This window comes from Pandoraea sp. XJJ-1, from assembly GCF_026802345.1.
Classification (GTDB): Bacteria; Pseudomonadota; Gammaproteobacteria; order Burkholderiales; family Burkholderiaceae; genus Pandoraea; species Pandoraea cepalis.
Window position 1 is genome coordinate 3,165,101 of record NZ_CP113827.1, and the last position, 22,737, is coordinate 3,187,837.

The 22,737-nt window shown below is 65.5% G+C and carries 20 protein-coding genes and 2 pseudogenes; 12 read left to right on the forward strand and 10 right to left on the reverse strand.

The features are described from left to right. Positions 1–161: 161 nt before the first annotated feature. The 8 genes and pseudogenes from OYT13_RS14475 (at position 162) to OYT13_RS14510 (ending at position 6,703) form a co-directional block, all read left to right on the forward strand. Entirely contained in the window at positions 162–734 is a 573-nt protein-coding gene (locus OYT13_RS14475; RefSeq protein WP_268566459.1) for an RDD family protein, read from the forward strand. Continuing rightward, a complete protein-coding gene (locus OYT13_RS14480) occupies positions 731–1,687 on the forward strand; it encodes an esterase/lipase family protein (RefSeq protein ID WP_268566460.1) in 957 nt (318 codons plus the stop codon). The genes OYT13_RS14475 and OYT13_RS14480 overlap by 4 nt, the downstream gene beginning before the upstream one ends. A gap of 320 nt (positions 1,688–2,007) precedes the next feature. After that, positions 2,008–2,778, forward strand: a pseudogene (locus tag OYT13_RS14485) (UDP-2,3-diacylglucosamine diphosphatase); the annotation flags it as partial. Positions 2,779–2,983: 205 nt separating this feature from the next. After that, entirely contained in the window at positions 2,984–4,018 is a 1,035-nt protein-coding gene (locus OYT13_RS14490) for a glycosyltransferase family 4 protein (RefSeq protein ID WP_261938413.1), read from the forward strand. A gap of 77 nt (positions 4,019–4,095) precedes the next feature. Beyond that, positions 4,096–4,491 (forward strand): annotated as a pseudogene (locus OYT13_RS14495) (diacylglycerol kinase); the annotation flags it as partial. A 142-nt stretch (positions 4,492–4,633) separates the two neighbouring features. Beyond that, positions 4,634–5,302 carry a TetR/AcrR family transcriptional regulator gene (locus OYT13_RS14500; RefSeq protein WP_017233276.1) on the forward strand — a complete coding sequence of 223 codons (669 nt, stop codon included), beginning with the start codon at positions 4,634–4,636 and terminating at the stop codon, positions 5,300–5,302. 3 nt (positions 5,303–5,305) lie between these two features. After that, a complete protein-coding gene (locus OYT13_RS14505; protein WP_017233275.1) occupies positions 5,306–5,902 on the forward strand; it encodes a TIGR00730 family Rossman fold protein in 597 nt (198 codons plus the stop codon). A gap of 267 nt (positions 5,903–6,169) precedes the next feature. Beyond that, entirely contained in the window at positions 6,170–6,703 is a 534-nt protein-coding gene (locus tag OYT13_RS14510; protein WP_017233274.1) for a DUF2062 domain-containing protein, read from the forward strand. Between the two features lie 20 nt (positions 6,704–6,723). On the opposite strand, the gene OYT13_RS14515 is transcribed toward OYT13_RS14510, so the two are convergent. Then, complete coding sequence (locus tag OYT13_RS14515) at positions 6,724–7,335, reverse strand: DUF924 family protein (protein ID WP_268566462.1); 612 nt, start codon at positions 7,333–7,335, stop codon at positions 6,724–6,726. A gap of 55 nt (positions 7,336–7,390) precedes the next feature. Beyond that, positions 7,391–8,122 carry an alanyl-tRNA editing protein gene (locus OYT13_RS14520; protein ID WP_017233272.1) on the reverse strand — a complete coding sequence of 244 codons (732 nt, stop codon included), beginning with the start codon at positions 8,120–8,122 and terminating at the stop codon, positions 7,391–7,393. 369 nt (positions 8,123–8,491) lie between these two features. On the opposite strand from OYT13_RS14520, the gene OYT13_RS14525 reads away from it, so the two are divergent. The 4 genes from OYT13_RS14525 to OYT13_RS14540 all read left to right on the forward strand — a co-directional run bounded on the left by OYT13_RS14525 (position 8,492) and on the right by OYT13_RS14540 (position 11,630). Then, on the forward strand, positions 8,492–8,929 hold the full coding sequence (locus OYT13_RS14525) for a tetratricopeptide repeat protein (RefSeq protein WP_261938411.1): 438 nt from the start codon (positions 8,492–8,494) through the stop codon (positions 8,927–8,929). 26 nt (positions 8,930–8,955) lie between these two features. Continuing rightward, entirely contained in the window at positions 8,956–9,981 is a 1,026-nt protein-coding gene (locus OYT13_RS14530; RefSeq protein WP_268566463.1) for a hypothetical protein, read from the forward strand. A gap of 298 nt (positions 9,982–10,279) precedes the next feature. Further along, positions 10,280–10,687, forward strand: a complete 408-nt coding sequence (locus OYT13_RS14535; RefSeq protein WP_017233269.1) for a hypothetical protein — start codon at positions 10,280–10,282, stop codon at positions 10,685–10,687. A 22-nt stretch (positions 10,688–10,709) separates the two neighbouring features. After that, positions 10,710–11,630 carry a hypothetical protein gene (locus tag OYT13_RS14540; protein WP_268566464.1) on the forward strand — a complete coding sequence of 307 codons (921 nt, stop codon included), beginning with the start codon at positions 10,710–10,712 and terminating at the stop codon, positions 11,628–11,630. 74 nt (positions 11,631–11,704) lie between these two features. Here OYT13_RS14540 and OYT13_RS14545 read toward each other — a convergent pair whose 3' ends face one another. The 8 genes from OYT13_RS14545 to kdpB all read right to left on the reverse strand — a co-directional run bounded on the left by OYT13_RS14545 (position 11,705) and on the right by kdpB (position 22,736). Further along, complete coding sequence (locus OYT13_RS14545; protein WP_017233267.1) at positions 11,705–12,148, reverse strand: group II truncated hemoglobin; 444 nt, start codon at positions 12,146–12,148, stop codon at positions 11,705–11,707. A gap of 79 nt (positions 12,149–12,227) precedes the next feature. Then, entirely contained in the window at positions 12,228–14,777 is a 2,550-nt protein-coding gene (locus tag OYT13_RS14550; RefSeq protein WP_268566465.1) for an ABC transporter permease, read from the reverse strand. Continuing rightward, positions 14,764–15,360: a DUF4126 domain-containing protein gene (locus tag OYT13_RS14555; RefSeq protein WP_026131485.1), complete on the reverse strand. Its 597-nt coding sequence runs from the start codon at positions 15,358–15,360 to the stop codon at positions 14,764–14,766. The genes OYT13_RS14550 and OYT13_RS14555 overlap by 14 nt, the downstream gene beginning before the upstream one ends. Positions 15,361–15,640: 280 nt before the next feature. After that, positions 15,641–15,958, reverse strand: a complete 318-nt coding sequence (sugE, locus tag OYT13_RS14560) for a quaternary ammonium compound efflux SMR transporter SugE (protein ID WP_017231395.1) — start codon at positions 15,956–15,958, stop codon at positions 15,641–15,643. Positions 15,959–16,244: 286 nt separating this feature from the next. Then, positions 16,245–16,955 carry a two-component system response regulator KdpE gene (gene kdpE / locus OYT13_RS14565; protein WP_017231396.1) on the reverse strand — a complete coding sequence of 237 codons (711 nt, stop codon included), beginning with the start codon at positions 16,953–16,955 and terminating at the stop codon, positions 16,245–16,247. Further along, a complete protein-coding gene (locus OYT13_RS14570) occupies positions 16,948–19,764 on the reverse strand; it encodes a sensor histidine kinase (protein ID WP_261938408.1) in 2,817 nt (938 codons plus the stop codon). Before OYT13_RS14570 ends, kdpE begins: the two co-directional genes overlap by 8 nt. A gap of 183 nt (positions 19,765–19,947) precedes the next feature. Further along, on the reverse strand, positions 19,948–20,532 hold the full coding sequence (gene kdpC, locus OYT13_RS14575; RefSeq protein ID WP_150564095.1) for a potassium-transporting ATPase subunit KdpC: 585 nt from the start codon (positions 20,530–20,532) through the stop codon (positions 19,948–19,950). A gap of 77 nt (positions 20,533–20,609) precedes the next feature. Continuing rightward, the gene (kdpB, locus tag OYT13_RS14580) at positions 20,610–22,736 is read right to left on the reverse strand and encodes a potassium-transporting ATPase subunit KdpB (protein WP_150564094.1); all 2,127 of its coding nucleotides are present in this window, start codon (positions 22,734–22,736) and stop codon (positions 20,610–20,612) included. Position 22,737: the final 1 nt, after the last annotated feature.

Genomic DNA, 22,737 nt, shown 5'->3' on the forward strand with positions numbered 1-22,737 from the left:
CGGCCGTTTGTCTTTATGCGTTCGAACGCCCCCGCCGACTGGCTGGCTCGCCGGCACATTCTTGCGCATAATGTGCGGCACAGGACGCGACATGCCCGCCGCCACTGCCCCATGCCGGCACGGGCGCCAGGCACCCGACAAAAATCCCAGACCACGCCGCGATGACCGACTCCGCCACCCAGCCCGCCACGCCGCACCGCTCGCCCGACACCCCACCCTCGCCAGACGTGCCGTCCGGCATCGAACCGGATGGCTACGCTGTGCCGACGCTACGCCGCCGCCTGCTCTCGATGCTCTACGAATCGCTGCTGCTCTTCGGCGTGCTGTTCCTTGCCGGCTACCTGTTCAGCGCCCTCACCCAGCAGCGCAGCGGCCTGATGCACCGGCATGCCATGCAAGCCTGGCTGTTTCTTGTACTTGGCGCGTACTTCGTCTGGTTCTGGACCCACGGTGGCCAGACGCTCGCGATGAAGACGTGGAAAATCCGTCTGGTCGACGCGCATGGACAACCGGTGCGCACTGCCCGCGCTGTCGCGCGTTACGCGCTCGTATGGTTGTGGGTGCTGCCGGCCATGGCGCTCGACTGGGGACTCGGAATCACGGGCTGGGGCAGCGTGGCGTTGCTCACCGGCTGGATCGTGCTCTGGGCCTTGGCCATGCGCGTGATGCCGGATCACCAGTTCATTCATGACCGGCTCGCCGGCACGCGTCTCGTGAGCGTGCTGGGCAAATGACCACAGCGCCCCCCGCTGCCCGCCCTGCCCCGCGCGCCTCGCGCGCCCACCTGATCTACGGCGGCATCGAAATCGGGCTATCGCTCATCGTCGCCGTCGCCACGTGGACCGTTTGGCATAGCCCCTGGACGACTTTGTTATGGACGGTGCTATGGTTGCCCGTCGCCCACGCCATCGGCCTTGCGGCCGGCTTCGTCATGGCCGCCCAGGGCGACCCGTCGCCGGAGCGGCGCGCCACCGCCGGCACCCATGCGGCCGTATGGGCCTACGAATGCGCGGCGTCGATCTTCCTGCTCGATCTCTGCCAACCGTGGTTCAGCACCGCCCGGCTGCCGCTGCCGCGTGGCCCGGCGCGCCCCGTCTCGGTATTGCTGTTGCATGGTTACGGCTGCAATCGCGCGTTCTGGCTGCGTTTCTCGCGCCATCTCGCCGACGCGGGCTACGACTGCGACGCCGTCAATCTTGGCCCAATGTTCGGCGACATCGACGATTACGCCCCCACGATTGCCAATGCCACGCGCGCCCTTGCCGAACGCACCCGGCTGCCCGTCGTCATCATCGGCCACAGCATGGGCGGACTCGCGGCGCGTGCCTGCCTGCGCCACGCGCCCACCCTGCCGGTCGCTCACACCATCACGCTCGGCTCGCCGCACTTCGGCACCCTGCATGCGCGCCATGGCCTCGGCACCAACGCTCGCCAGATGGGCGTCGGCAGCGAATGGCTCGAGGCGCTCGCCAGTCGCGAAACGCAAACGCAACGCGCGCGCATCACGTCGATTTACACGTTTCACGACAACGTCGTCTATCCGGTGCGCACTTGCGTGCTGCCCGGTGCCCACAACATCGCGCTCGACCGGCTCGGACATGTGTCGCTGGGCACGCATCCACGCGCGCGCGCCCATGTGCTCGAGACGCTCGAGCGCGTGGCCCAGGGATTGCCACGCGCCGTCTGATCCGAGGCGTCCCTGGCTGGCGCGGGTCCCGCTGTCGCGTCGTCGCGACGTTGGACGCCACTTTCGCGACATGATCGTGACTGTCATCGTCGCTTCACGAAATCGTGGCGCAATGCACGCATGTTCAACGCGACGTGCGAGCCGGTATGACGACGACCCCCACCTTTGAGTTGCCGATCCCAACGTCTGCGGCTCGCGCCGGTCACTTCGCAGACGCCCCGCCAGGCCGCCCCGCCGCCCCGCCCATCAGCCCGCCCGACACGATCGAACTGCCGCCCGACACGCCCGATCCCTTCGACCCGCCCCCCGACGGCATCACCCGCTTCCGTACGATCTGGCTCTCGGACATCCACCTCGGCACCCAAGGGTGTCAGGCAGACTACCTGCTCGACTTCCTGCGTCATCACGAGTCCGACTACCTGTACCTGGTCGGCGACATCATCGACGGCTGGCATCTGCGGCGCGGCTGGCACTGGCCGCAGGCGCACAACGACGTTGTGCAGAAAATGCTGCGCCGCGCACGCAAGGGTACGCAGGTGATCTACGTACCCGGCAATCACGACGAAGCGGCACGTCAGTTCTGCGGGTTGGCGTTCGGCGACATTGCGGTGCGCGACGAGGCGTTCCACACCACACTGTCGGGCAAACGTCTGTGGGTTACCCACGGCGATCTGTTCGACGGCGTGATTCAGCACGCCAAGTGGCTCGCGTATCTGGGCGACTCGCTCTACACCCTCACCCTGCTACTCAACCGCTGGTTCAATCGTGTGCGCACGCGCTTCGGCTTCCCGTACTGGTCGCTGTCGCAGTATCTGAAACACCAGGTGAAAAACGCCGTGAACTTCATTTCGGCCTTCGAGCATGTGATGGCCGACGAAGCGCGCCGCCGGGGCTGCGATGGCGTGGTGTGCGGACACATCCACAAGCCCGAGATTCGCGAGATCGACGGCTTGCTCTACTGCAACGACGGCGACTGGGTGGAGAGCCTCTCAGCGCTGGTCGAGACGACCGAGGGCGAGCTGCGCATCATCCACTGGACGCAAAAACGCAACGTGCGCGCCCGCGCGAAAACCGCGACGGTCAGCACTTGAGCCCGCACCGTGAACCTGGCCGGCCTCGCGCCGCCATGATCGCCACACCTCGGGAGACGCCAGTCCGAGACGCTGGCCCAAGACACTTGCCCGAATTCACCCCGCTTACCCCGCGCACGCACGGCACTGTGCTGTCGTACGTGCGCCCTCACGCGCGAGTTCGCGCGTGTCACCGAAGCGCGCCATGTGCGCGAAGGAGCGCCCGATGAAAATCATGATCGTCACCGACGCCTGGGATCCGCAGATCAACGGCGTGGTCCGCACGTTGAAGAACACGCGCGCTCAGTTGGAGGCGGCCGGCCATCGTGTCGAGCTGCTCACGCCGCAGGAATTCCGCACGATGCCGTGCCCGACCTACCCGGAAATCCGTCTCGCGTTCTTCGCCGGCGCACGCGTGACACGGCGCATCGAAGACTTCGCACCGGACGCCCTGCACATCGCCACCGAAGGCCCGCTCGGCATGGCCGCGCGCAAATGGGCCCTGCGCAACGACTTCCCGTTCACCACGGCCTATCACACGCGCTTCCCGGAGTATGTGCAGGCGCGCTTCGGCTTTGCGCTCTCGACAACCTACCGCTTTCTGCGCTGGTTCCACAAGGCGTCGCACGCCGTGATGGCACCCACGCCAGTGGTCAAGCGCGATCTCGAAGCGAACGGCTTCCAGAATGTGGTGCTTTGGACGCGTGGCGTCGACCTTGACATCTTCCGTGCGCAAGACGCACATGTGCTAAATTCGGCACATCCGATTTTCCTCTACGTGGGGCGTGTCGCCGTGGAGAAGAACATCGAGGCCTTCCTGAAACTGGATTTGCCGGGCTCGAAATGGGTCGCGGGCGAAGGGCCGCAACTGGCCGAACTGCGCTCGCGCTACCCCGACGTGAATTACCTTGGCATGCTTTCGCAGCCCGAACTGGCGAAGGTCTACGCGTCGGCCGACGTATTCGTCTTTCCCAGCCGTACCGACACGTTCGGCCTGGTGCTGCTCGAAGCGATGGCTTGCGGCCTTCCGGTCGCGGCCTTCCCGGTGACCGGCCCGGTCGATGTCCTCAACGGCTGCCCGGAAGGCGAAGGCGGCGCGCTGCGAGAGGACTTGCGCGAGGCTTGTCTCGATGCGCTCAAGGTCTCGCGCCCGAGTGCGCGTGCCTGGGCCGAGCGGTTCTCGTGGCAGGCGGCCTCCGAAGAGTTCGCCTCGCATCTGCATCCGCGCAAACCCGAGCTGTCGCTCGCGAGCGCGGTCTGATCCACCTCCAGAGCCCGTTGCGGCGAGGAACCCGACGCTTGTTCATCGATCACCCGCCGCCACGCGACAAACAACCGAATCCGTACAAGGGCAATCGGGGCATCATGCGTGCCTGGCGTGCCCTGAAATACTCCTTGTCCGGCTTCAAGTTCGCCGTGTTCGAAGAGAGCGCCTTCCGGCAGGAACTGGCGCTCGCCGCCATCCTCTTGCCGGCGGCGGTCTTCCTGCCCGTGACCTCCGTCGAGCGCGTGCTGCTCATCGGCTCGGTGCTGCTCGTGCTCATCATCGAGCTGGTCAACTCCAGCATCGAGGCGGCCATCGACCGCATTTCGCTGGAACGGCACGAACTGTCCAAACGTGCCAAGGATTTCGGCAGCGCGGCGGTCCTCATCGCGCTCGGCCTTTGCCTGCTCACCTGGGCCTTGCTCGCCGGGCCCGTCATTGTCGAACGGGTACGTACAGCGTTTTTCTGATAACGTTCGCTGCCTTCCTCCCCCATGCTTGGCAGCGCGCGGCTGCCGGGTATAATCGGTCGCCGTATACCTGATATTCAACTCATAGACGCAAGCGGAGAACATCGTTCGTCACGCTTGCCGCTTACCGGGGCCGACAGACATGGAAGCAAAGCCGCCGCGCCGTACCCGCGAACGAATTCTTGAGGTGTCACTCCGGCTCTTCAACGACATCGGCGAACCGAACGTCACGACCACCACGATTGCCGAGGAGATGAAAATCAGCCCGGGCAATCTGTACTATCACTTCCGCAATAAAGACGACATCATCAACAGCATCTTCGCCCAGTTCGAGCAGGAAATCGAACGGCGACTGCGGCTGCCCGACGATCACAAGCCCAAGCTCGACGAAGTCTGGACGTACCTGCAATACATGTCCGAATTTCTGTGGCGCTTCCGCTTTCTTTACCGCGACCTCAACGACCTGCTTGCGCGCAACCGCACACTGGAGACGCACTTCAAGGTGATCGTCGGCCACAAGAAACGGTTTGCGCGCGAAATGTGCGACCTGCTCGTGGCCGAGGGCGAAATGGAAATCACGCCCGAGCAGATCGAGGTGGTCACGACCAACATGGTGGTGATCTCCACCTATTGGTTGTCCTACCAGTTCGTGATGAATCCGCGCAAGTACAACGACCCGGCGGAGATCGGTGCCGGGTTGCATCAGTCGAGCTATCACATCCTCTCGCAAATGGCCCCGTATCTGAAAGGCAGCTCGCGCGAGATGTACGACAGGATGGCGCGAGAATCGTCGGCTAAGGGGGCGCATTAAGGCATGGCGTCGGAAGTCAAATCGATCTGTATTTACTGCGGTGCCGCCCCGGGGGTACGTCCTGCCTACGCCGAGGCGGCGCGTGACCTGGGCCGACGCATGGCGCAAGCGGGCATTCGTCTCGTGTATGGCGGCGGCAAGGTCGGGCTGATGGGCATCATTGCCGACGCCGCGCTGGCGCACGGCGGCGAAGTCATCGGCATCATCCCGAAAGCCCTGATGGAACGGGAAGTCGGTCACACCGGGCTGACGCAATTGCATGTTGTCGAGAACATGCATCAGCGCAAGCAGATGATGGCCGATCTGTCGGAGGCTTTCATTGCCATGCCCGGCGGCATCGGCACTTGCGAAGAACTGTTCGAAGTCTTTACGTGGCTGCAGATCGGTTATCACGCGAAACCGATCGGTCTGCTCAACGTCGATCAGTATTACGATCCGTTGATTGTGTTCCTCAAATCGATGGTGACGGAGCAGTTCCTCAAGGGGCCGCAGTTGGATCAGTTGCAGATCAGTGCGTCGCCCGAAGCGTTGCTCGATACCCTGCGGCACTTCACGCCGTCGCAAATCGATCGCTGGTCCCACCAGCGTTCACAGATCTAAGCGCAGCCGCGTCATCGCTGCGCAGTCCATCGGCTGCGCAGTGTCGGTTCCCCTAGCGCTTCAGCCCTCCCCCTCACCCGTCGCCCGTTCTTCGTGCCAGACACGGGACCACGACCGCTCGGCACGCCGTCGCCCGCGGCGTGATTGAACTCCTGCCGCCCCCGGGACTCAGACATCCGTTGCATGCGGACCACCGTGTGCGCGCCTGCCCCATGCCCGCCTGGGTCAACGCTTTCCTCGACGTGCAACCTGCCTATGATGTTAAAGATGCTTCGCCCGATGCGACTGCTGCGTTCACGCTGGCTGCGCCCACACGCCGGCTTGCTGCTGCGCCGCGCCTTGTGGCAAGCCACGCCGCGAGGCGTGGCCATCGGGCTGGCATGCGGTGTTTTTTTCGGGATTCTGATTCCCGTCGGCCAGATGCTCGTGGCGATACTCGCCGCAGCGCTGTTACGCGGAAATCTATTCCTCGCGGCGGTCGGCACGCTGGTGACCAATCCACTGACGGCGCCCTTTGTCTATTGGGGCGCGCACCGTCTGGGCCGCTGGATGTTCGAGTGGCCACCGCAGACCGAGATCGAAGCGACGGTGGCCGCCGCGACAAAGGCGAGAGAGAGCTTGTGGACGCAGTTGACGAACCTCGATTTCGGCACCGCAACGCTGCATCTCGCGACTGGCCTCGCCGCCTGTGCGGCGGCCGGCGGAGCGCTCGCCTACGTGATCGGCTTCTGCGCGATCCGTTGGCACCAACGTTGCCGCGTCGGGACAACGCTGAGGGCGTCTGACGCCCCCCGGGACTGAGCGACACGTCATCCCCGTCGTCAGAACGACGATCCCGGCGTCTTCAGAAACGCGATTTCCTCTGGCGTCGATGTCCGTCCCAAGGCCTGGTTGCGGTGAGGGTATCGCCCAAAACGCTCGATGACGACCGCATGCTTGCGCGCGTAATCGAGGTTATCGACCAGCCCGAACGCCTTCGCCAAGGGTTCGTACAGGGCCAGCGAAAGGTGCTGGCTCTCCAGCGATTCGTCGTGTTCGAACGGCAGATAGACGAAAACACGATGCTGTGGTGTCGGCAGGCGCTGATCGTCGCCCGCCTCGACCAGGCGCCGCGCCACGGCCAACGCCCGTGCGTCGCCCGCAAAGGCCTTCGCGTGCCCCCGAAAGAGATTGCGCGAGAACTGGTCGAGCACCACGATCAGCGCGCACGCCCCGAGCGGCGTCTGCGCCCAGTCATCGAGTTCTCCGCCGAGCGCCTGCGCGTGCAACACGCCGAAGTGGGTACGGATCGACGCGTCGTACGCGTCCGACTTCCGGAACCATTCGGGCCGCGCCATCCCGTACTCGGGAGCGTCCGGACGGCCGAACCAGAAATCGAGCACCGTTTGCCACGGGGGTACTTGCGAAGCAGGTGCTCCTGCGGGTGTCGTCATCGATCATCCTGAAAGGTGAGCGCGCGTGAGAAGGATGGCGCTCATGATGCCAGACTCACGCAAAGGCCAATACCACACGACGCGTGCGTGACGTCTTCTTCTCGATCTTGGCCACGCGCAGCGCGCCGATTTCCGCCGTATTGGCCACGTGCGTGCCACCGCACGGCTGCAAATCGATACCCTCGATACGCACCAGACGCACGCGTCCCAGGCCCACCGGCGGCTTCACGCTCATGGTGCGCACCAGTTCGGGACGCGCCGCCATCTCGTCGTCGCTAATGCTGTCAATAGCCACCGGTCGTGCAGCCGCCACGAGCGCCGCCAACCCGGCTTCGACGGTCTCTCGCTCGATCGGCTCGTTCGTCACAAAATCGAGCCGAGCGTACTCCGTGGTGATGCTGCACCCATCCACCGGATGCGGCAACACCGCACACATCAGATGCGACGCCGTGTGAAAGCGCATATGACGAAAGCGTCGCGCCCAGTCGATCTCCGCCTGCACGATATCGCCGACCGAGAGTCGCGCCAGCACATCGTGCTGGCCCTCGCCGGGCACATGGACCGCATCGTCGGGCGTCGCGCCCTCGTGTTTTGACTTGCGCGTGTCGGCAATGGCGAGGCGAGTGCCGTCCACCAGCACCAACTCACCGGCATCGCCCGCTTGTCCCCCGCCCAGCGGATAGAAGACGGTGCGATCGAGCCTGATGCCGGTCTCGTCGATATGCGTGATGCGCGCCTCGCACTGGCGCAGATAGGCGTCCTGCCGAAAAAGGGCTTCGGTGGTCATTGGGGCGTCTCCATAGGTGATCCGCCATGGTCGCGCGAACCGGGCCTGAGTGACAAGGGACAATCCGGCGCCGCAACGCCAGTACGGTCGGTACGCCACTTGCGGCAACGTCACCGCCGAAACGGCGAGCCGCCGACACTGCTGGCCGGGCAAAGGTTTCGCGGCATCGGCCCAACACCAGCCAATTGGGCATACGCGGCGTACGGTACGCCATGCTTTTCCCAATGCGCGCCCACCGAGCGATCGGACGACAGCTTTGTCCTCGAATCGAAAGAGACGGATACCGCGTCAACCGTAGGATCCGCCCAGGCGCCCCACCCATGGCGCCTGGAAAAATCCGAAACGTTGTCAACCGGCCCCCATCCTCTCATGCATGTCACGCACCCTCCCCCCTCGCTGCCCCGCCACGATGTCGCCGGGCGTCTGCCGCCCGACGCTGGCGACACCGCGCCCCAGCGCTACCAGCAAGCACGCGACGCGTACCTCGCCGCCGATTACGAAAGGGCACTGGATGTGCTCTATCCCCTGCTCAAGGAACTTCCGCTGGACGTCAGCGTGAACAAGCTGATCGGCTACGCGCATTTCGGGCGCGAAGACTATGCGCTCGCGCTGGTGCCGCTCACCTCGGCGGCACTTTTCACACCCGACGACCCCGAACCGATACTGATTTGCGCGCATTGCCTGGCGAAGTTGGGCGATGGCGCGCTCGCTCGCGATCTCGCCATACAGGCGCTCGAGACCTCTCGGCAGAACGCGGCGCATGCCGACATCGGTGCGCGCGCCGAACGTTTTCTCGCCACGATTTAACGCCAATTCATTCCCGGGAGCCCCCCATGACGATAGGTATGCCCTCGTCTTCCCCTCTGCCGACGCCCCTCCAGTCCCTCTCGAACGCCAGCAATGTCGGCGCGAACCCGCAAGTACACATTGCGATGCCGGAGCCGCCGAAGGACCTGATGGCAGGGTGCTGGGAGCAGTTTCAAAGCGCCATTCAAACGCATCGCGGCGCGCGCAACGCGGCCCTCATCGGACACGTCGTCAACGCCATCGCAAAGAGCACCGCACTGGGCTTCGCGATCGCCACGATGGACGACGACTGGAAGGGATACGTCGACATCCCCCTCCATGTGCTCGCGGCATCCACGGAAATCGCGAGCCTGATGCTCGCAGCCAGCAAGTTCTGGCACGGCCCTGACGACATCCCGGGCGCGGAGATTCGCGACACCAACTTCTTCCAGACCATCGGCCAGTGGACCGGCATCGACCTGCTGCGGGAGTACGGCGGGGTGGTCAATTTGGCGATCACCAACGGTCCGCTGGTGTTTGGCGCCGTTCACAATGGCGCCGCACCGTTGCTCGAGACGCTGGGTATCCCGGTGCCGTCATGGCTGAAAGACGCCGCCGTTGACGATGCGAGTTCGGCCATCGCCGACGGGGTGGCGACCGCAACCGATTTCCTACAAAACCGCGTGCTCGGCACGATCATCGATGGCCGTGAGCGGCGCGCGTCCGTGGACAGGGTCACGGCGGCCGAGACCACCGTGAACTACGTCGTGCTGGACGGCGAACGCGACTACGTGCACATGGCCCCCCGCCCGCAGCTCGACTATGAACTTGAGGGGGTGACCGTCGTCCCGAGACTGTCTCGGGACGACTCGGCGCTCGCGTCCATCTCGTCCATCCCGGTGCCACCGGCCATCCCGGGCGACAACGCGGACATCCAGTCACTCGCGACCGGCGTCGACGACGAGTTCTTCGATGCCGAATCGGATTTGCATTCGGTCGTCTCCGATCTGTCGAACGAGGCCTTTCACGATGCGCTGGACACCGTCACACCTGACGTCGGTTCGCGCCCGTAAGCGTCATCGCAATGGGCTGCGCCTGCGCAGTCCAGGATGAAACGCGGCCACGCGCGCACCGACAGGACCAAACGGGGTGCACACGCCCCCCCGCCGCGCCGCAGGCGCGCGCGTGCCGCAGCCGGATCCATGCCGTAACCCTTAGGAGGAACGACGTTCCATGCAGCGATATTCAGCCCCCCACGCCGCCGGTGAAACCCACGTCCGGGCCAGCCGCACGGTGCCAAACGGCCAAACGCATTTCCCCCCAAGAACCGACGGCGCCCAGCGTTGCGCCTCTGACGCGGTTTCACCCAACGTGTCGCCGACCGCATCACCGGCCACATCGTCGATCGATTCGCCGATCGCGTCGCAAGCCTTCTCTCATGCGTATGCCCTCTGCGCGGCCAACGACTTCGTCGGTGCCGCACGCGCCTTTGCCGACCTCTGCCTCGCCTACCCGGAACGCACGGATGCCCACAAGGCGTTCGGCTACGTGCTTTGTCAGCTCGGCGATTATCGACACGCCGTCGCCCCCTTGATGATCGCGGTCGCGCGGGACTATGGCGACCCCGAGCCCTTGTATTTCGCCGCCGTGTGCATGCAGCGCAATGGCGATGTCGAGACCGCCCGCGAGATGGCAAGCGATGCGCTCGACATGGTGCGTCGCACCGGCCGCCCCTCTGATCTACACGACAAGCTGACGCGTCTGATCGACGCCCCCTGACCCCATCCCTCGGAGCCCATTCATGCCCAGACTTGACGCCCTGCCCACGCCCCACTACGTCTCCCAACCTGCCCCCGTCAACGCGTCGGCCACTGCGACGAACGAAGCATCGCTTGCGGGCGAAGTGCGTATCGCCCTCGGCGCGATGCAAGACGACGCACACTCGACGCATCGACTACGGCCGTCGCCGTCCACCGTTGGCCGCTTTACCGCCTTGATGCAACACGTGGGAAATTTCGGACTCAGCCTGGCGTCGTTAAGCGTGGCCAGCCTGAACAACATCAAGGAGATCTACGACGACAGTGCCTTGGCGACCGCCCACAACGTGACGCTCGCAACGGCGTCCCTGGCGACGCTGTCCAGCCTGATGGATTTGACGGTCGCCATTGGCAAGTACTGCACGCCCTCGACGACGACGGCCGACATCAAGAACACCGCCTGGCTGACCTCGGCGGGTGCCCTTCTGGGGTCGAAACACCTCGAGCGGTATGGGGCCAAATACCAGACGACCTTGCTGGGCGCCTCGATGATGGTGTTCTTCAATCAGGCCGGCAGAATCGCCGGTGAGCATCACGCCATGGCCGAGTTATCGAACCGTGTCGGGCCAACGCCGTCTGCGGCCCCGTCGGAAGCGCCGCCCGGCGACACGCTCGACATCGACTCGCTGCAATCCTGCATGGGGTTTTCGGCTGCCGCTTATCGTGCGTTCGGGGGCATCGCCACCGAAGGGCTGATCGAGTGGATGACGGCGATGGAGGCGCGTCGATCGCTGGATCTCGTCGAGCATCAGTTGAATTATGAGAGCCCGTTCGGACAGGAAGGCCGATACCGATCGGACACATCCGAATTCGAACAGGCAACGCAACGCGCTGGCGCGCCCGATCCGGACCCGCCGTCGTCGCACGCCCGTGCCGCCCTGCCCGATCGAGCCACGAACGTCTGACACATCCCAATCGCCCCTGTCGCCGCGACGGGGGCAAAGGGTGCCTGCCGAGGCGCTACCGGTTGCCGGTTGCCTCAACCCGCCCGATTGCGCATCCAATCCGCCGTGCCATGGAACGCCTGCATCAGCCGTTCCTGTAGCGATGCTTCGACGCCAATGTCCTGCATGGCCCACGCCATGCAGCGCAACCATTGGTCGCGCTCGCTCGTGGCAATTGGGAACGGCAGATGGCGGGCGCGCAACATCGGATGCCCGAACCGTTCGATGTAGTGATTCGGTCCGCCCAGCCATCCGCACAGGAACCAGAAGAGCTTGTCGCGCGAATCGCCAAGTGACTCTGGGTGCAGGCTACGAATGCCCGCGAACTCGGACTCGAGGTCCATCAGGTCGTAGAAGCGGTCGACGAGTTCGCGCACGCGATCCTCGCCGCCAAGCAGGGTAAAGGCCGTCGGTTGCGCGGCAGCGTCCTGCGCGTCGTCGTCCGTCTGCGGAGTTTGCGGAGTGTTTTCGGTCGTCATGCCCGCTATTGTGCCCCAGGCCCATCGCGTCTGCCACGCGTGCGCGAGCGGCACGATGCCGCACCTTCCCTGACGGGCGTCAGGCCTCGCGCAACGTGCGCAGCGCCGATTGACGCAGGACCGCCCGCAGACCGCTCCATCCGCCGATCAGCGCGAACAGCACGCCCGCCCCGACGCCCAGCGCGGGCAGCCATGGATTGAAGTGCAGCGCGAACTCGAAGACGTAGCGTGCCAGCGCCCATCCGAGCGCGCCGGCGCCCAACGCGGCCAGCAACCCGGCCAACGCGCCCACGGTCACCAGTTCCGCCAGATGCACATCGCGAAGCTGCCGCGACGACGCCCCCAACGCGCGCAAGATACCGCTCTCGCGCATGCGCTCGTCTCGCGTGCCCGCAAGCGCCGCATACAGCACCAGCACGCCCGCCGCGAGCGTAAAGACAAAGAGCGCTTGCACGGCGTCGATGACTTGCGACAGGATTTGCTGGATCTGCGCGAGCAAGGCGCCCGTGTCGATCACCGTCACATTGGGGAACTGGCGCACCAGAGCATCGGCCACGCCCTGTTGCTTTGGCGCGAGATGGAACGACGTGATCCACGTCATCGGAAAATCACGCAGCGCGGCGGGCGGCATCACCACGAAGAAATTCACGCGCATCGATCCCCAGTCCAGCTTGCGAAGACTCGTGATCGGTGCGTCGATGTGCTGGCCCGCGACTTCAAAGCGCAGCGTGTCGCCAAGGGTCAGCCCGAGCGTCTTTGCGATGCCCTCTTCCATCGAGACCTGGGGCGTCGAGGCATCGCCGTACCACTGTCCGGCCGTCACGCGATTGCCTTCGGGCAGCACCGCCGTGTACGACAGGTTGAACTCACGCTCCGCAAGTCGCCGCGCCCGCACTTCCGCGTAGCTATCGCCCGTCACCGGCTTGCCGTTGATCGCCGTCAGACGCGCACGAATCATCGGCGAGAGCTGCACGTTTGGCAGTCCCGCCGCGCGCAACTGAGCCAACACCGGCGCGTCCTGCCCCGGCTGAATATCGATGACGAAGCGGTTCGGCGCGTCGGGCGGGCTCGACTGACGCCAGCCCGCGACCAGGTCGTTACGCGTGACGGCAAGCAGCAACAGCGCCATCAACCCGAGCCCGAGCGCCACCACCTGCAACGCACTGCCGAGCCCGCGGCGACGCAATCCCGCCACGGCGTAGCGCCACCCGATGCCGCCCATCGCCCCGCCCGCCGCACCGCGACGCCTGGCCCAGGCTGCCAGCAGGCGGATGGCGAGCCAGGCGAGCACGCCGAACACCACCGCGCCCGCCGCGAAGCCGCCCGCCACCATCGCCCCGAGACGCAGGTCTCGCGCCGCGAACAGCAACAGCGCGCCGAAGGCCAGCGCACTCGCGCCATACGCCAGCCCCCCTTGCCTGCGCGCCCCACCCACGACATCGCGACGCAACACATGCAGGGGCGCGACTTCGGAGAGCGGCAGCAACGGCGGCAACGCGAAACCGAGCAGCATGACCAGCGCACTCGCCAGACCGACGACCGCCGGTCGCCACGTCGGCGCCGGCAACCCCGCCGGGATCACGTCTCCCAACTGGGCGAGCAGCACCCAATGCGCCGCGTAGCCGAGCGCGATGCCCAATACGCCACCGATTAGGCCAAGCCCGATGAATTCAAGCGTCACCATCCCGCGCAACGCGCGGCGCGACAAGCCCAGGCAACGCATGACGGCGCAGGCATCGAGATGGCGCTCGCTGTACCGACGCGACGCGATGCCCACCGCCACCGCCGCCAGCACGGCGGCGAGCAAGGCCACCAGCGAGAGAAAACGCTCGGCGCGATCGAGCGTCTGGCGCACCTGCGGCTGTCCTTCCTCGAGCGATTCGAGATGCACGCCGCGCGCCTGTTCAGCGGCCGGCCGCGCCCACGCGGCGAATCTGGCGACCTGCGCGTCCGTGCCCGCCACCAGCAGCCGGTAGGTGATCCGGCTGCCGAACTGCACCAGCCCCGTCGACGGCAATTCGTCGAAGCGCATCATGACGCGTGGGGCCAGCGATCCGAAGCCGAAACCGCGATCCATTTCTCGCGTGATGACGGCGGCGATGCGCAACGTGCGGTTGCCCACGCGAATGGACTCGCCGGGCTTGACGTGCAGGGCATCGAGCAACGCGGCGTCGACCCACACCGTGCCTGGCGCGGGGATGGCCGCGGCGGGCGCATCCGGCGTATCGGCGCCGGCATCGGGGGCGGTGCGCACTCGCCCGCGCAATGGATAGCCGTCGCTCACGGCCTTGAGCGACGATAGACGGCTCGCGCCGACTTGCCCGTGTTCGCCCGGGACGCTGGCCATGCTGGGAAAGTTGGCGACGACGGCGGTGGCCAGCCCATCGGCCTGCGCCTGACGCGCAAATGCCGGCGACAGGGGGGCGTCGCTGCGCACGACGAGGTCGGCGGCGAGCATCTGACGGGCGTCGCGTTCAAGCCCGCCCTGCATCCGATCCGAGAGAAACCCCACGCTGGAGAGTGCACCGACCGCCAGCAACAACGCCACGAGAAGCAGATGCAACTCGCCTGCGCGCCAATCGCGCAGGAACATCCGCCATGCTTGGCGGGCAACGTCAGTGAACCCCATCGTTTTTCAATCCTTTGACCCGCGCCAGCAATGAGCGCCAACCTCGCCACACGCGGGGCAGCCACCACCACGCCAGCACGACGAAGATCAATAACATCACGAGAAAAACGGCGGGAAGGAAAAACGCCAGCGCCAGTCCGCCCACCGTCGACACATCTTCGCCGGCTGAGGCCGCGACATTGGAGAAAGGTTCCGGCGACGTGTTGATCAGCGCCCGGCTACCCGCTTTTGCCAGATGGGCCGTGCCTGCCAACGCACCGCCCGCCAGCCCCGCCAGCACCGTGACGGTCGGATCCATTTGTCCCAGCGCCGCCGCGCCGAGCACGATGCCGGCCGGAATGCGGATGAACGTGTGGACGGCGTCCCAGGCACTGTCGACAAAGGGAATTTTATCGGCGAAGAACTCGATGGCCGCCAGCACGCCGGCCGTGGCAATCACCCACGTCGACGTCAGCACCACCAACGAGGGCGGCAGATGCAACCAGCCCAGACGCGCAGCCATTCCCGCGCAGAACACCGTCAGGTACAACCGCAGGCCACTGCCCCAAGACAGCCCCGCACCCAGTGCAATCGATTCAAGCATGGCGACCTCACTGCCGCCGATATGACGGCGTCGCACGATCACGCGTCGGGTACCGCCGACGCGGCAATGGCCATCGGGGAGGACGCGAACCGCCCCTACCCGCCGGACTGACGTCACAAGTGACGCGTCGGTGGCGTACAGTCGGCGAACGACCCTCGCGGAACAGCCACCGAACGGTCACTCGACCGCTACCGCGTCATTATGCCGCGCGCTGGGGCAACGCACCACCGATGCCGGACATTGAGGATTTGGCGTGGCCGGCGCAAACGGCAGGCGCCCTTCAGGCTGCGGTCAACTTCAACCCGACCAGGCCCGCCAGAATCAGCGTCACGCTGGCAATCCGGGCGGCGGAGGCCGACTCGCCGAACAGCATAATGCCCAGCACGAATGCACCGACGGCGCCTATACCGGTCCAGATCGCGTATGCCGTGCCCAATGGCAGCGAACGCACGGCCAATGCGAGCAGCCAGACACTGCCGATCATTGCGCCAATCGTGAACACCGACGGCCAGAGACGCGAAAAACCCTGCGTGTACTTGAGGCCGACGGCCCACGCCACTTCCAGCAAACCGGCAATAACCAATAGCATCCAGGCCATGACTGACTCCGATAGAGAAATCGGGGTCGTCCCCGGAAGACAAGCGATCCTCGTAACGGGTCGTCCCGTCACGGGGTTCCTTTGGATGTCGAATGACATGGCAGAACGCCAACGTCGCGAAGCTGCAACTTGGCATCTCACCGCCAGGGCGATCGCCGGACATCGCTCAGGGAACCGCACGATTTTAGCAAAGCTCGCGCGCCGCGGTCACCCCTTGCACCGATGCCCAGGCCTCCGGGATCGCACCGCTACGCGAACTCGCCCTTGCGGCATGCTCCGCAAGCACTCAGCCGATGGCGTCGATCTCGAGCCGGTAGCCGACCCCCGTCTCCGTGAGAATGTGTTGCGGCTGTGCCGGATCGACCTCCAGTTTCTGCCGCAGGTGTCCCATGTAGATGCGCAGGTAGTGATGGCTCTCGACGTGCGACGGCCCCCACACCTCCTTGAGCAATTGCCGGTGTGTCAACACGCGCCCCGCATGACGCACCAGCGTGATCAGCAGCCGGTACTCGATCGGTGTCAGATGCACCGGGTCTCCCGCGCGCGTGACCTTGCGTCTCGCCAGATCGATGTGGATGTCGCCGAACGAGAACGCTTCGTCGAGCGTTTCCGAATTGCCGCCACGATGATGACGTCGCAATTGCGCCCGTATCCGCGCGAGCAGTTCCGACACCCCGAACGGTTTGGTGAGGTAGTCGTCCGCACCGACATCGAGCGCCACGACCTTCTCTGCCTCCTCGTTGCGAGCGGACAGCACGATGATCGGCATATCGGTCCAGCTTCGCACTTCGCGAATGACCTCCACGCCGTCGACATCCGGCAGTCCCAGATCGACGATGAGCAGATCCGGCTTGCGCGTAGCGGCCTCGACCATGCCCTGCCGCCCCGTTTCCGCCTCGTGCACGACCATGCCTTCGGCCTCAAGCGAGGTGCGCAAAAACCGGCGGATCTGTCGTTCGTCTTCAATCACCACGACGGTGATGGTCGGTTCACTCATGTTGTTGGGTCGCGTTGGCGTCGGGGGTACGGGATGTCTGCGGCGGGTCGGCGGGCAAATCCGCATGGACGTCTTCCGGGCCCTCCAGACTTTCCGGCGCCATCGGCGGCGTTTCGATCGGCAACGTGAAGATGAAGCGCGCGCCACGACCGTCGGGTCCGTTGGTGGCGTGAATTCTACCGCCGTGCGCTTCCACGATGGCGCGACAGATCGCTAGTCCGAGTCCGATACCGGGCTTGGCCGACTCCTTTTCCCCGCGCATGAATTTCTCGAAGATACGCCCTTCCATGCCCGGGGGCAGACCCGGCCCGTCGTCGCTTACGCTCACTTCGACCTCGTCGCCCTGCACGCATGCGGCGATTTCGATATGCGAGCCCGCGGGCGAATACTTCGCGGCATTCTCCAGCAGGTTGGTGAACAACCGCTCCATCAGCACGGCATCGAAGCGCAGCAACGGCAAGTCGGCCGGCAGCCGCGTGCTCACCTCATGCCCGGCGAGCGATCGGCGGCAGGCGCGCAACGACGTACCCACCACTTCCTCGAGCATCTGCCACTGACGGTTGAGCTGCACGCCGCCCGCTTGCAACTTCGCCATGTCGAGCAGATTGGTCACGAGCCCCGTCATGCGCTGCGCCTCCTCGTGAATGGCCTCGACGAGTTCGGTGCGCAACGGCCCGGGCGTCTGGGCATTGCGGCTCAGCATGCTGGCAAAACCCACGATGGACGTCAATGGTGTTCGCAGATCGTGCGAGATCGCCGAGAGCAGGGAATTGCGTAGCCGCTCGGACTCCATCGTCACCAGTGCATCCTGCGCGATCTCGACGTAATGAACACGCTCGAGCGCGAGCGCGATCTGCGCGGCAAACGTATCGAGCAAACGCTGCTGATCCGGCGTGTCGATGGCGCCGCCGCCCTCCGGCGCCGGGGCGACCACCAGCACCCCCCGCGTGCGCATCGGCGCGCGAAGCGGGAGATAGTAGGCGTCCGACGCGGGCAACGTGTTGGTCCCCCGCCCCGCCGCTTGCTGACGGTCATACACCCACTGGGCGACATCGGTATCGATGTGCGCCGGCATGGTTTCCGACTGCGCGTTCTCGACCGGCTGGCGCACACTGCCCTGGCTGTCGGGTAGCAGCAGCGCCACGCGCGCCTGGAACACTTCGCGCACGTGGCGCGACCCGATTTCCACGATCTGTGGCGTAGTGAGCGCCGCCGCCAGTTCGCGGGCCATGGCGTACACCGCGCCCGTGCGACGCTCGCGCCACGTGGCCAGCCGCGCCTGGAACCGCAAGCTGGTTGTCAGATGGCTGATGACCAGGGCGACGGTGAGCATGACGGCGAACGTCAGCAGGTACTGGGTGTCGGACACCGACAGCGACATCTTCGGTGGCACGAAAAAGAAGTCGAACGCCAGCACCGACAGAAACGACGCGAGCACCCCTGGACCACGCCCAAGCCGCATGGCCGCCACGATCACGCCGAGCAGGTACAACATGGCGATATTGGCCAGATCGAGGAACGACGTGAGTTCCGCCGCGACAAGCGACACGGCGCCGCAGATACCGACGGCCCATGCATAGGCACGCCAGGGCCCGCCCACGAGCCCCAGCTCCGGGGCCGTTTCGAACCAGCCGCGCCAGTCGCCGCGCACCACGCGCTTGTCGGCCACGGCGTCCCCTGCCGCCGGTCCGATCAACACGACGTCCACGCCGCGTGCGCGACGCAAAAGTTGCTCGTGCAGCGGCGTGCGGGCAGTCCACCCGCGCCGTGCGCCGCTCGCGCCCACCACCAATCTCGAGACGTTGCGCATCTGGGCGTAGGCGAGCAGCGTGGTCGCCGCGTCCGCGCCATCGAGCGTGAGCGTTTCGGCGCCCAATTCCTGAGCGAGTTTGAGCGTTGCGTAGGTGCTTTCTCGACGCACCGGCGATTGCCGCAAGATGGCGGGCGTCTCGACATGTACGGCCAGCCAGTCGGCACGCAGGCTCGCGGCGAGCCGCGCGGCCGCGCGGGCGAGCGCCACGCCCTCCGGGCCCGGGCCAATAGCGACGAGCAGCCGCTCACGGGCTTGCCACACCTGGCTGATCGATTGATCGGCGCGGTACTCGCGCATTTGCGCATCGACGCGATCGGCCGTGCGACGCAGCGCCAGTTCGCGCAATGCGATGAGATTGCCCTTGCGGAAGAAGTTGCGCACCGCGCGCTCGGCCTGCGCGGCCATGTACACCTTGCCCTCGCGCATGCGCTCGAGCAGTTCGTCCGGCGGCAGGTCGACCAACTTCACTTCGTCGGCCAGATCGAAGATGCGATCGGGCACCGTCTCCCACACACGAATGCCGGTGATTTGTCCGACCACGTCATTGAGTCGCTCCAGATGCTGCACATTGAGCGTGGTGTACACGTCGATGCCGGCGGCGAGCAATTCCTGCACGTCCTGCCAGCGCTTCAGGTGACGCATGCCCGGCACGTTTGCATGGGCGAGTTCGTCGATCAGCGCCACGGCCGGTTTGCGCGCCAGCATGCCGTCGAGATCGAATTCGCGCAGCACGCGGCCGCGGTAGTCGACCGACTTCTGCGGCAGGACTTCCAGTCCCGCCAACAGGCGCGCCGTTTCGTCGCGGCCATGCGTCTCCAGCACGCCGACCACCACGTCGGTACCCTCCTCGCTGAGTTTGCGCGCCGCCTGCAACATAGCGAACGTCTTGCCCACCCCGGCGGACGCGCCGAAGAAAATCTTCAGCCGGCCACGCTGCTCGCGGGCTTCCTCGCGCTGCAGCTTGCCGAGCAGTTCATCGGGATCAGGGCGTTCCATGCCAGCCATCGAATTCATCCATCAGAAAAGCGAGCGCCTCGCCATCAGGCGAGGCTCGCGTCGATGCATCGGTTGCCCGATGACGTCAAAAGGCGATACGCGCCGGGCGTGCCGCCAATCTACCGCAGGCGGCGAGGCAAGACCAGCCATTCTCCGGTCTGCCTCGCCCGGTGGATACCCATTTCAGACGCTGCCGTGCGTCAGGGCGTCCAACGCGAGGTTCAGCGCCAGAACATTCACCCGGGGCTCTCCGAATATGCCCCACTGACGGCCTTGCGTGTATCGCGCAACCAGCGCGCGCACGGCGTCGGGGGCGAGGCCACGCGCCTTCGCCACGCGCGTGACCTGATACTCGGCGGCCGCCGGGCTGATGGCCGGATCGAGACCGCTGGCCGAGGCCGTGACCAGATCGCCCGGCACCGGCAGGGTTGCGCTCGGATCCGCCGCGCGCAACGCGGCGATGCGTGCCTTTACGGCGTCGGCGAGGGCGGGGTTGAGCGGGCCGAAGTTCGAGCCACCCGAGGACACGCCGTTATTGGGCATCGGCGCGGTGGCCGACAGACGTCCCCAGAAGTACTTCGGTTCATCGAAATTCTGGCCGATCAGCGACGAGCCGACCGCCTTGCCGTCTTTGTAGATGAGGCTGCCGGCGGCTTCGCGAGAAAATGCCGCGCGGCCGATGCCGGTCACGACCAGCGGATACACCAGCCCTGTAATGACCGACAGCACGACGAACAAACTGAGCATCGGACGCAAAAGGGATTTCATGACATCGATTCCTTGAAGTTTCAGCAATGTGGCCCGAACGCAAGACCCATCGGCCATTGCGTTCGGGCGCCGCGCGATCAGGCCCAGCCCATCGCGGCAATGAACATGTCGATGACCTTGATGCCGACGAACGGCACCAGGATCCCGCCCAGACCGTAAATCAGAAGATTGCGGCGCAGCAGCGTCGCGGCCCCGACCGGGCGATACTTCACGCCCTTGAGCGCCAGAGGAATCAGCACCACGATGATCAGCGCGTTGAAGATCACGGCCGACAGAATCGCCGACGACGGGCTCGCCAGGCGCATCACGTTGAGCGCATCGAGTTGCGGATACGTCGTGGCAAACGCCGCCGGAATAATCGCGAAGTACTTCGCCACGTCGTTCGCAATCGAGAACGTGGTGAGGCTGCCGCGCGTCATCAGCATCTGCTTGCCGATCTCGACGATCTCGATCAGCTTGGTCGGATTCGAATCCAGGTCGACCATGTTGCCCGCTTCCTTCGCGGCTTGCGTGCCCGAGTTCATCGCCACCGCCACATCCGCCTGGGCAAGCGCCGGGGCGTCGTTCGTGCCGTCGCCGGTCATCGCCACCAGCTTGCCTTCGGCCTGGTACTTGCGAATCGTCGCGAGCTTCGCTTCCGGCGTGGCTTCGGCGAGGAAGTCGTCGACCCCGGCTTCGGCCGCAATGGCCGCTGCCGTCAAACGGTTGTCGCCCGTCACCATCAGCGTCGTGATGCCCATCTGGCGCAGTTCGGCGAATCGCTCCTTGATGCCGCCCTTGACCACGTCCTTCAGCTCGATCACGCCCAGCGCGCGGGTCCCGAGTGTGTCTTGCTCGGCCACCACCAGGGGCGTGCTGCCGCGACGCGCAATCTCGTCGACCGCGCTGGCCAGCGCCACCGGCCATACGCCGCCGGCCGATTCCACGTAGCGCTTGAGCGCGTCTGCTGCGCCCTTGCGGATCTGCTTGTCCGCAAGGTCCACCCCGCTCATGCGCGTTTGCGCCGAGAACGGGATGAACAGCGCGTGCAGACCGCCCATTTCGCGCTCACGGAGATTGAAACGCTGCTTGGCGAGCACAGCGATGCTGCGCCCTTCGGGCGTCTCGTCGGCCAGCGAGGCGAGTTGCGCGGCGTCGGCCAGCGTGCGCTCGTCCACGCCCGGGGCCGGCACGAATTGCGATGCCTGACGGTTGCCCAGCGTAATCGTGCCGGTCTTGTCGAGCAGCAGCACATCCACGTCGCCCGCGGCTTCCACGGCGCGCCCCGACGTGGCGATCACATTCGCTTGCATCATGCGGCTCATGCCGGCCACGCCGATGGCCGAGAGCAGCCCGCCGATCGTCGTCGGAATCAGACATACCAGCAGCGCGACGAGTACGGTAATCGTGACCGGATGCCCCGCTTGCGTGACGAACACACTGTAGATCGAATACGGCAGCAGCGTCGCCGTGGCGAGCAGCAGCACCAGCGTAAGCGCGACGAGCAGGATCGTGAGCGCGATTTCATTCGGCGTCTTCTGCCGCTTCGCGCCTTCCACCATGGCGATCATGCGGTCGAGGAATGCCTCGCCCGGGTTGACCGTCACGCGCATGACCAGCCAGTCCGAGAGCACGCGCGTGCCACCGGTGACGGCCGAAAAATCGCCGCCCGACTCACGAATCACGGGCGCGGATTCGCCTGTGATCGCCGATTCGTCGACCGACGCTACGCCTTCCACCACTTCGCCGTCGGCCGGGACCACATCGCCCGCCTCGACCAGCACGAAATCCCCGCGACGCAGACTGGCACTATCGATAACCAGACACTCCGCGTCGCGCCGGGCCGAGCGCAATTGCTTGGCCGGCACGTTCTTCTTGGCCTGGCGCAACGAGGCGGCCTGCGCCTTGCTGCGGCCTTCCGCCAGGGCTTCGGCAAAATTCGCGAACAAGACCGTGAACCACAGCCACAGCGTAATGGCGAGGATGAACGGCGCGCTCGCCTCGGCGTGGCCCGCCACAGCCATGCCGAACAGCACCGTCGTGAGCAGGCTGCCCACGTACACCACGAACATCACCGGGTTTCGGGCTTGCGTGAGCGGATGCAGCTTGCGGAACGAGTCGACAATGGCCGGCTTGACGATCGCGGGGTCGAACATCGACAGTGACGTCGACGTGTGCCCTTTGCCCGCCGGCCGGGTGACGGTATTTCCTGAGGGTTGATTCATG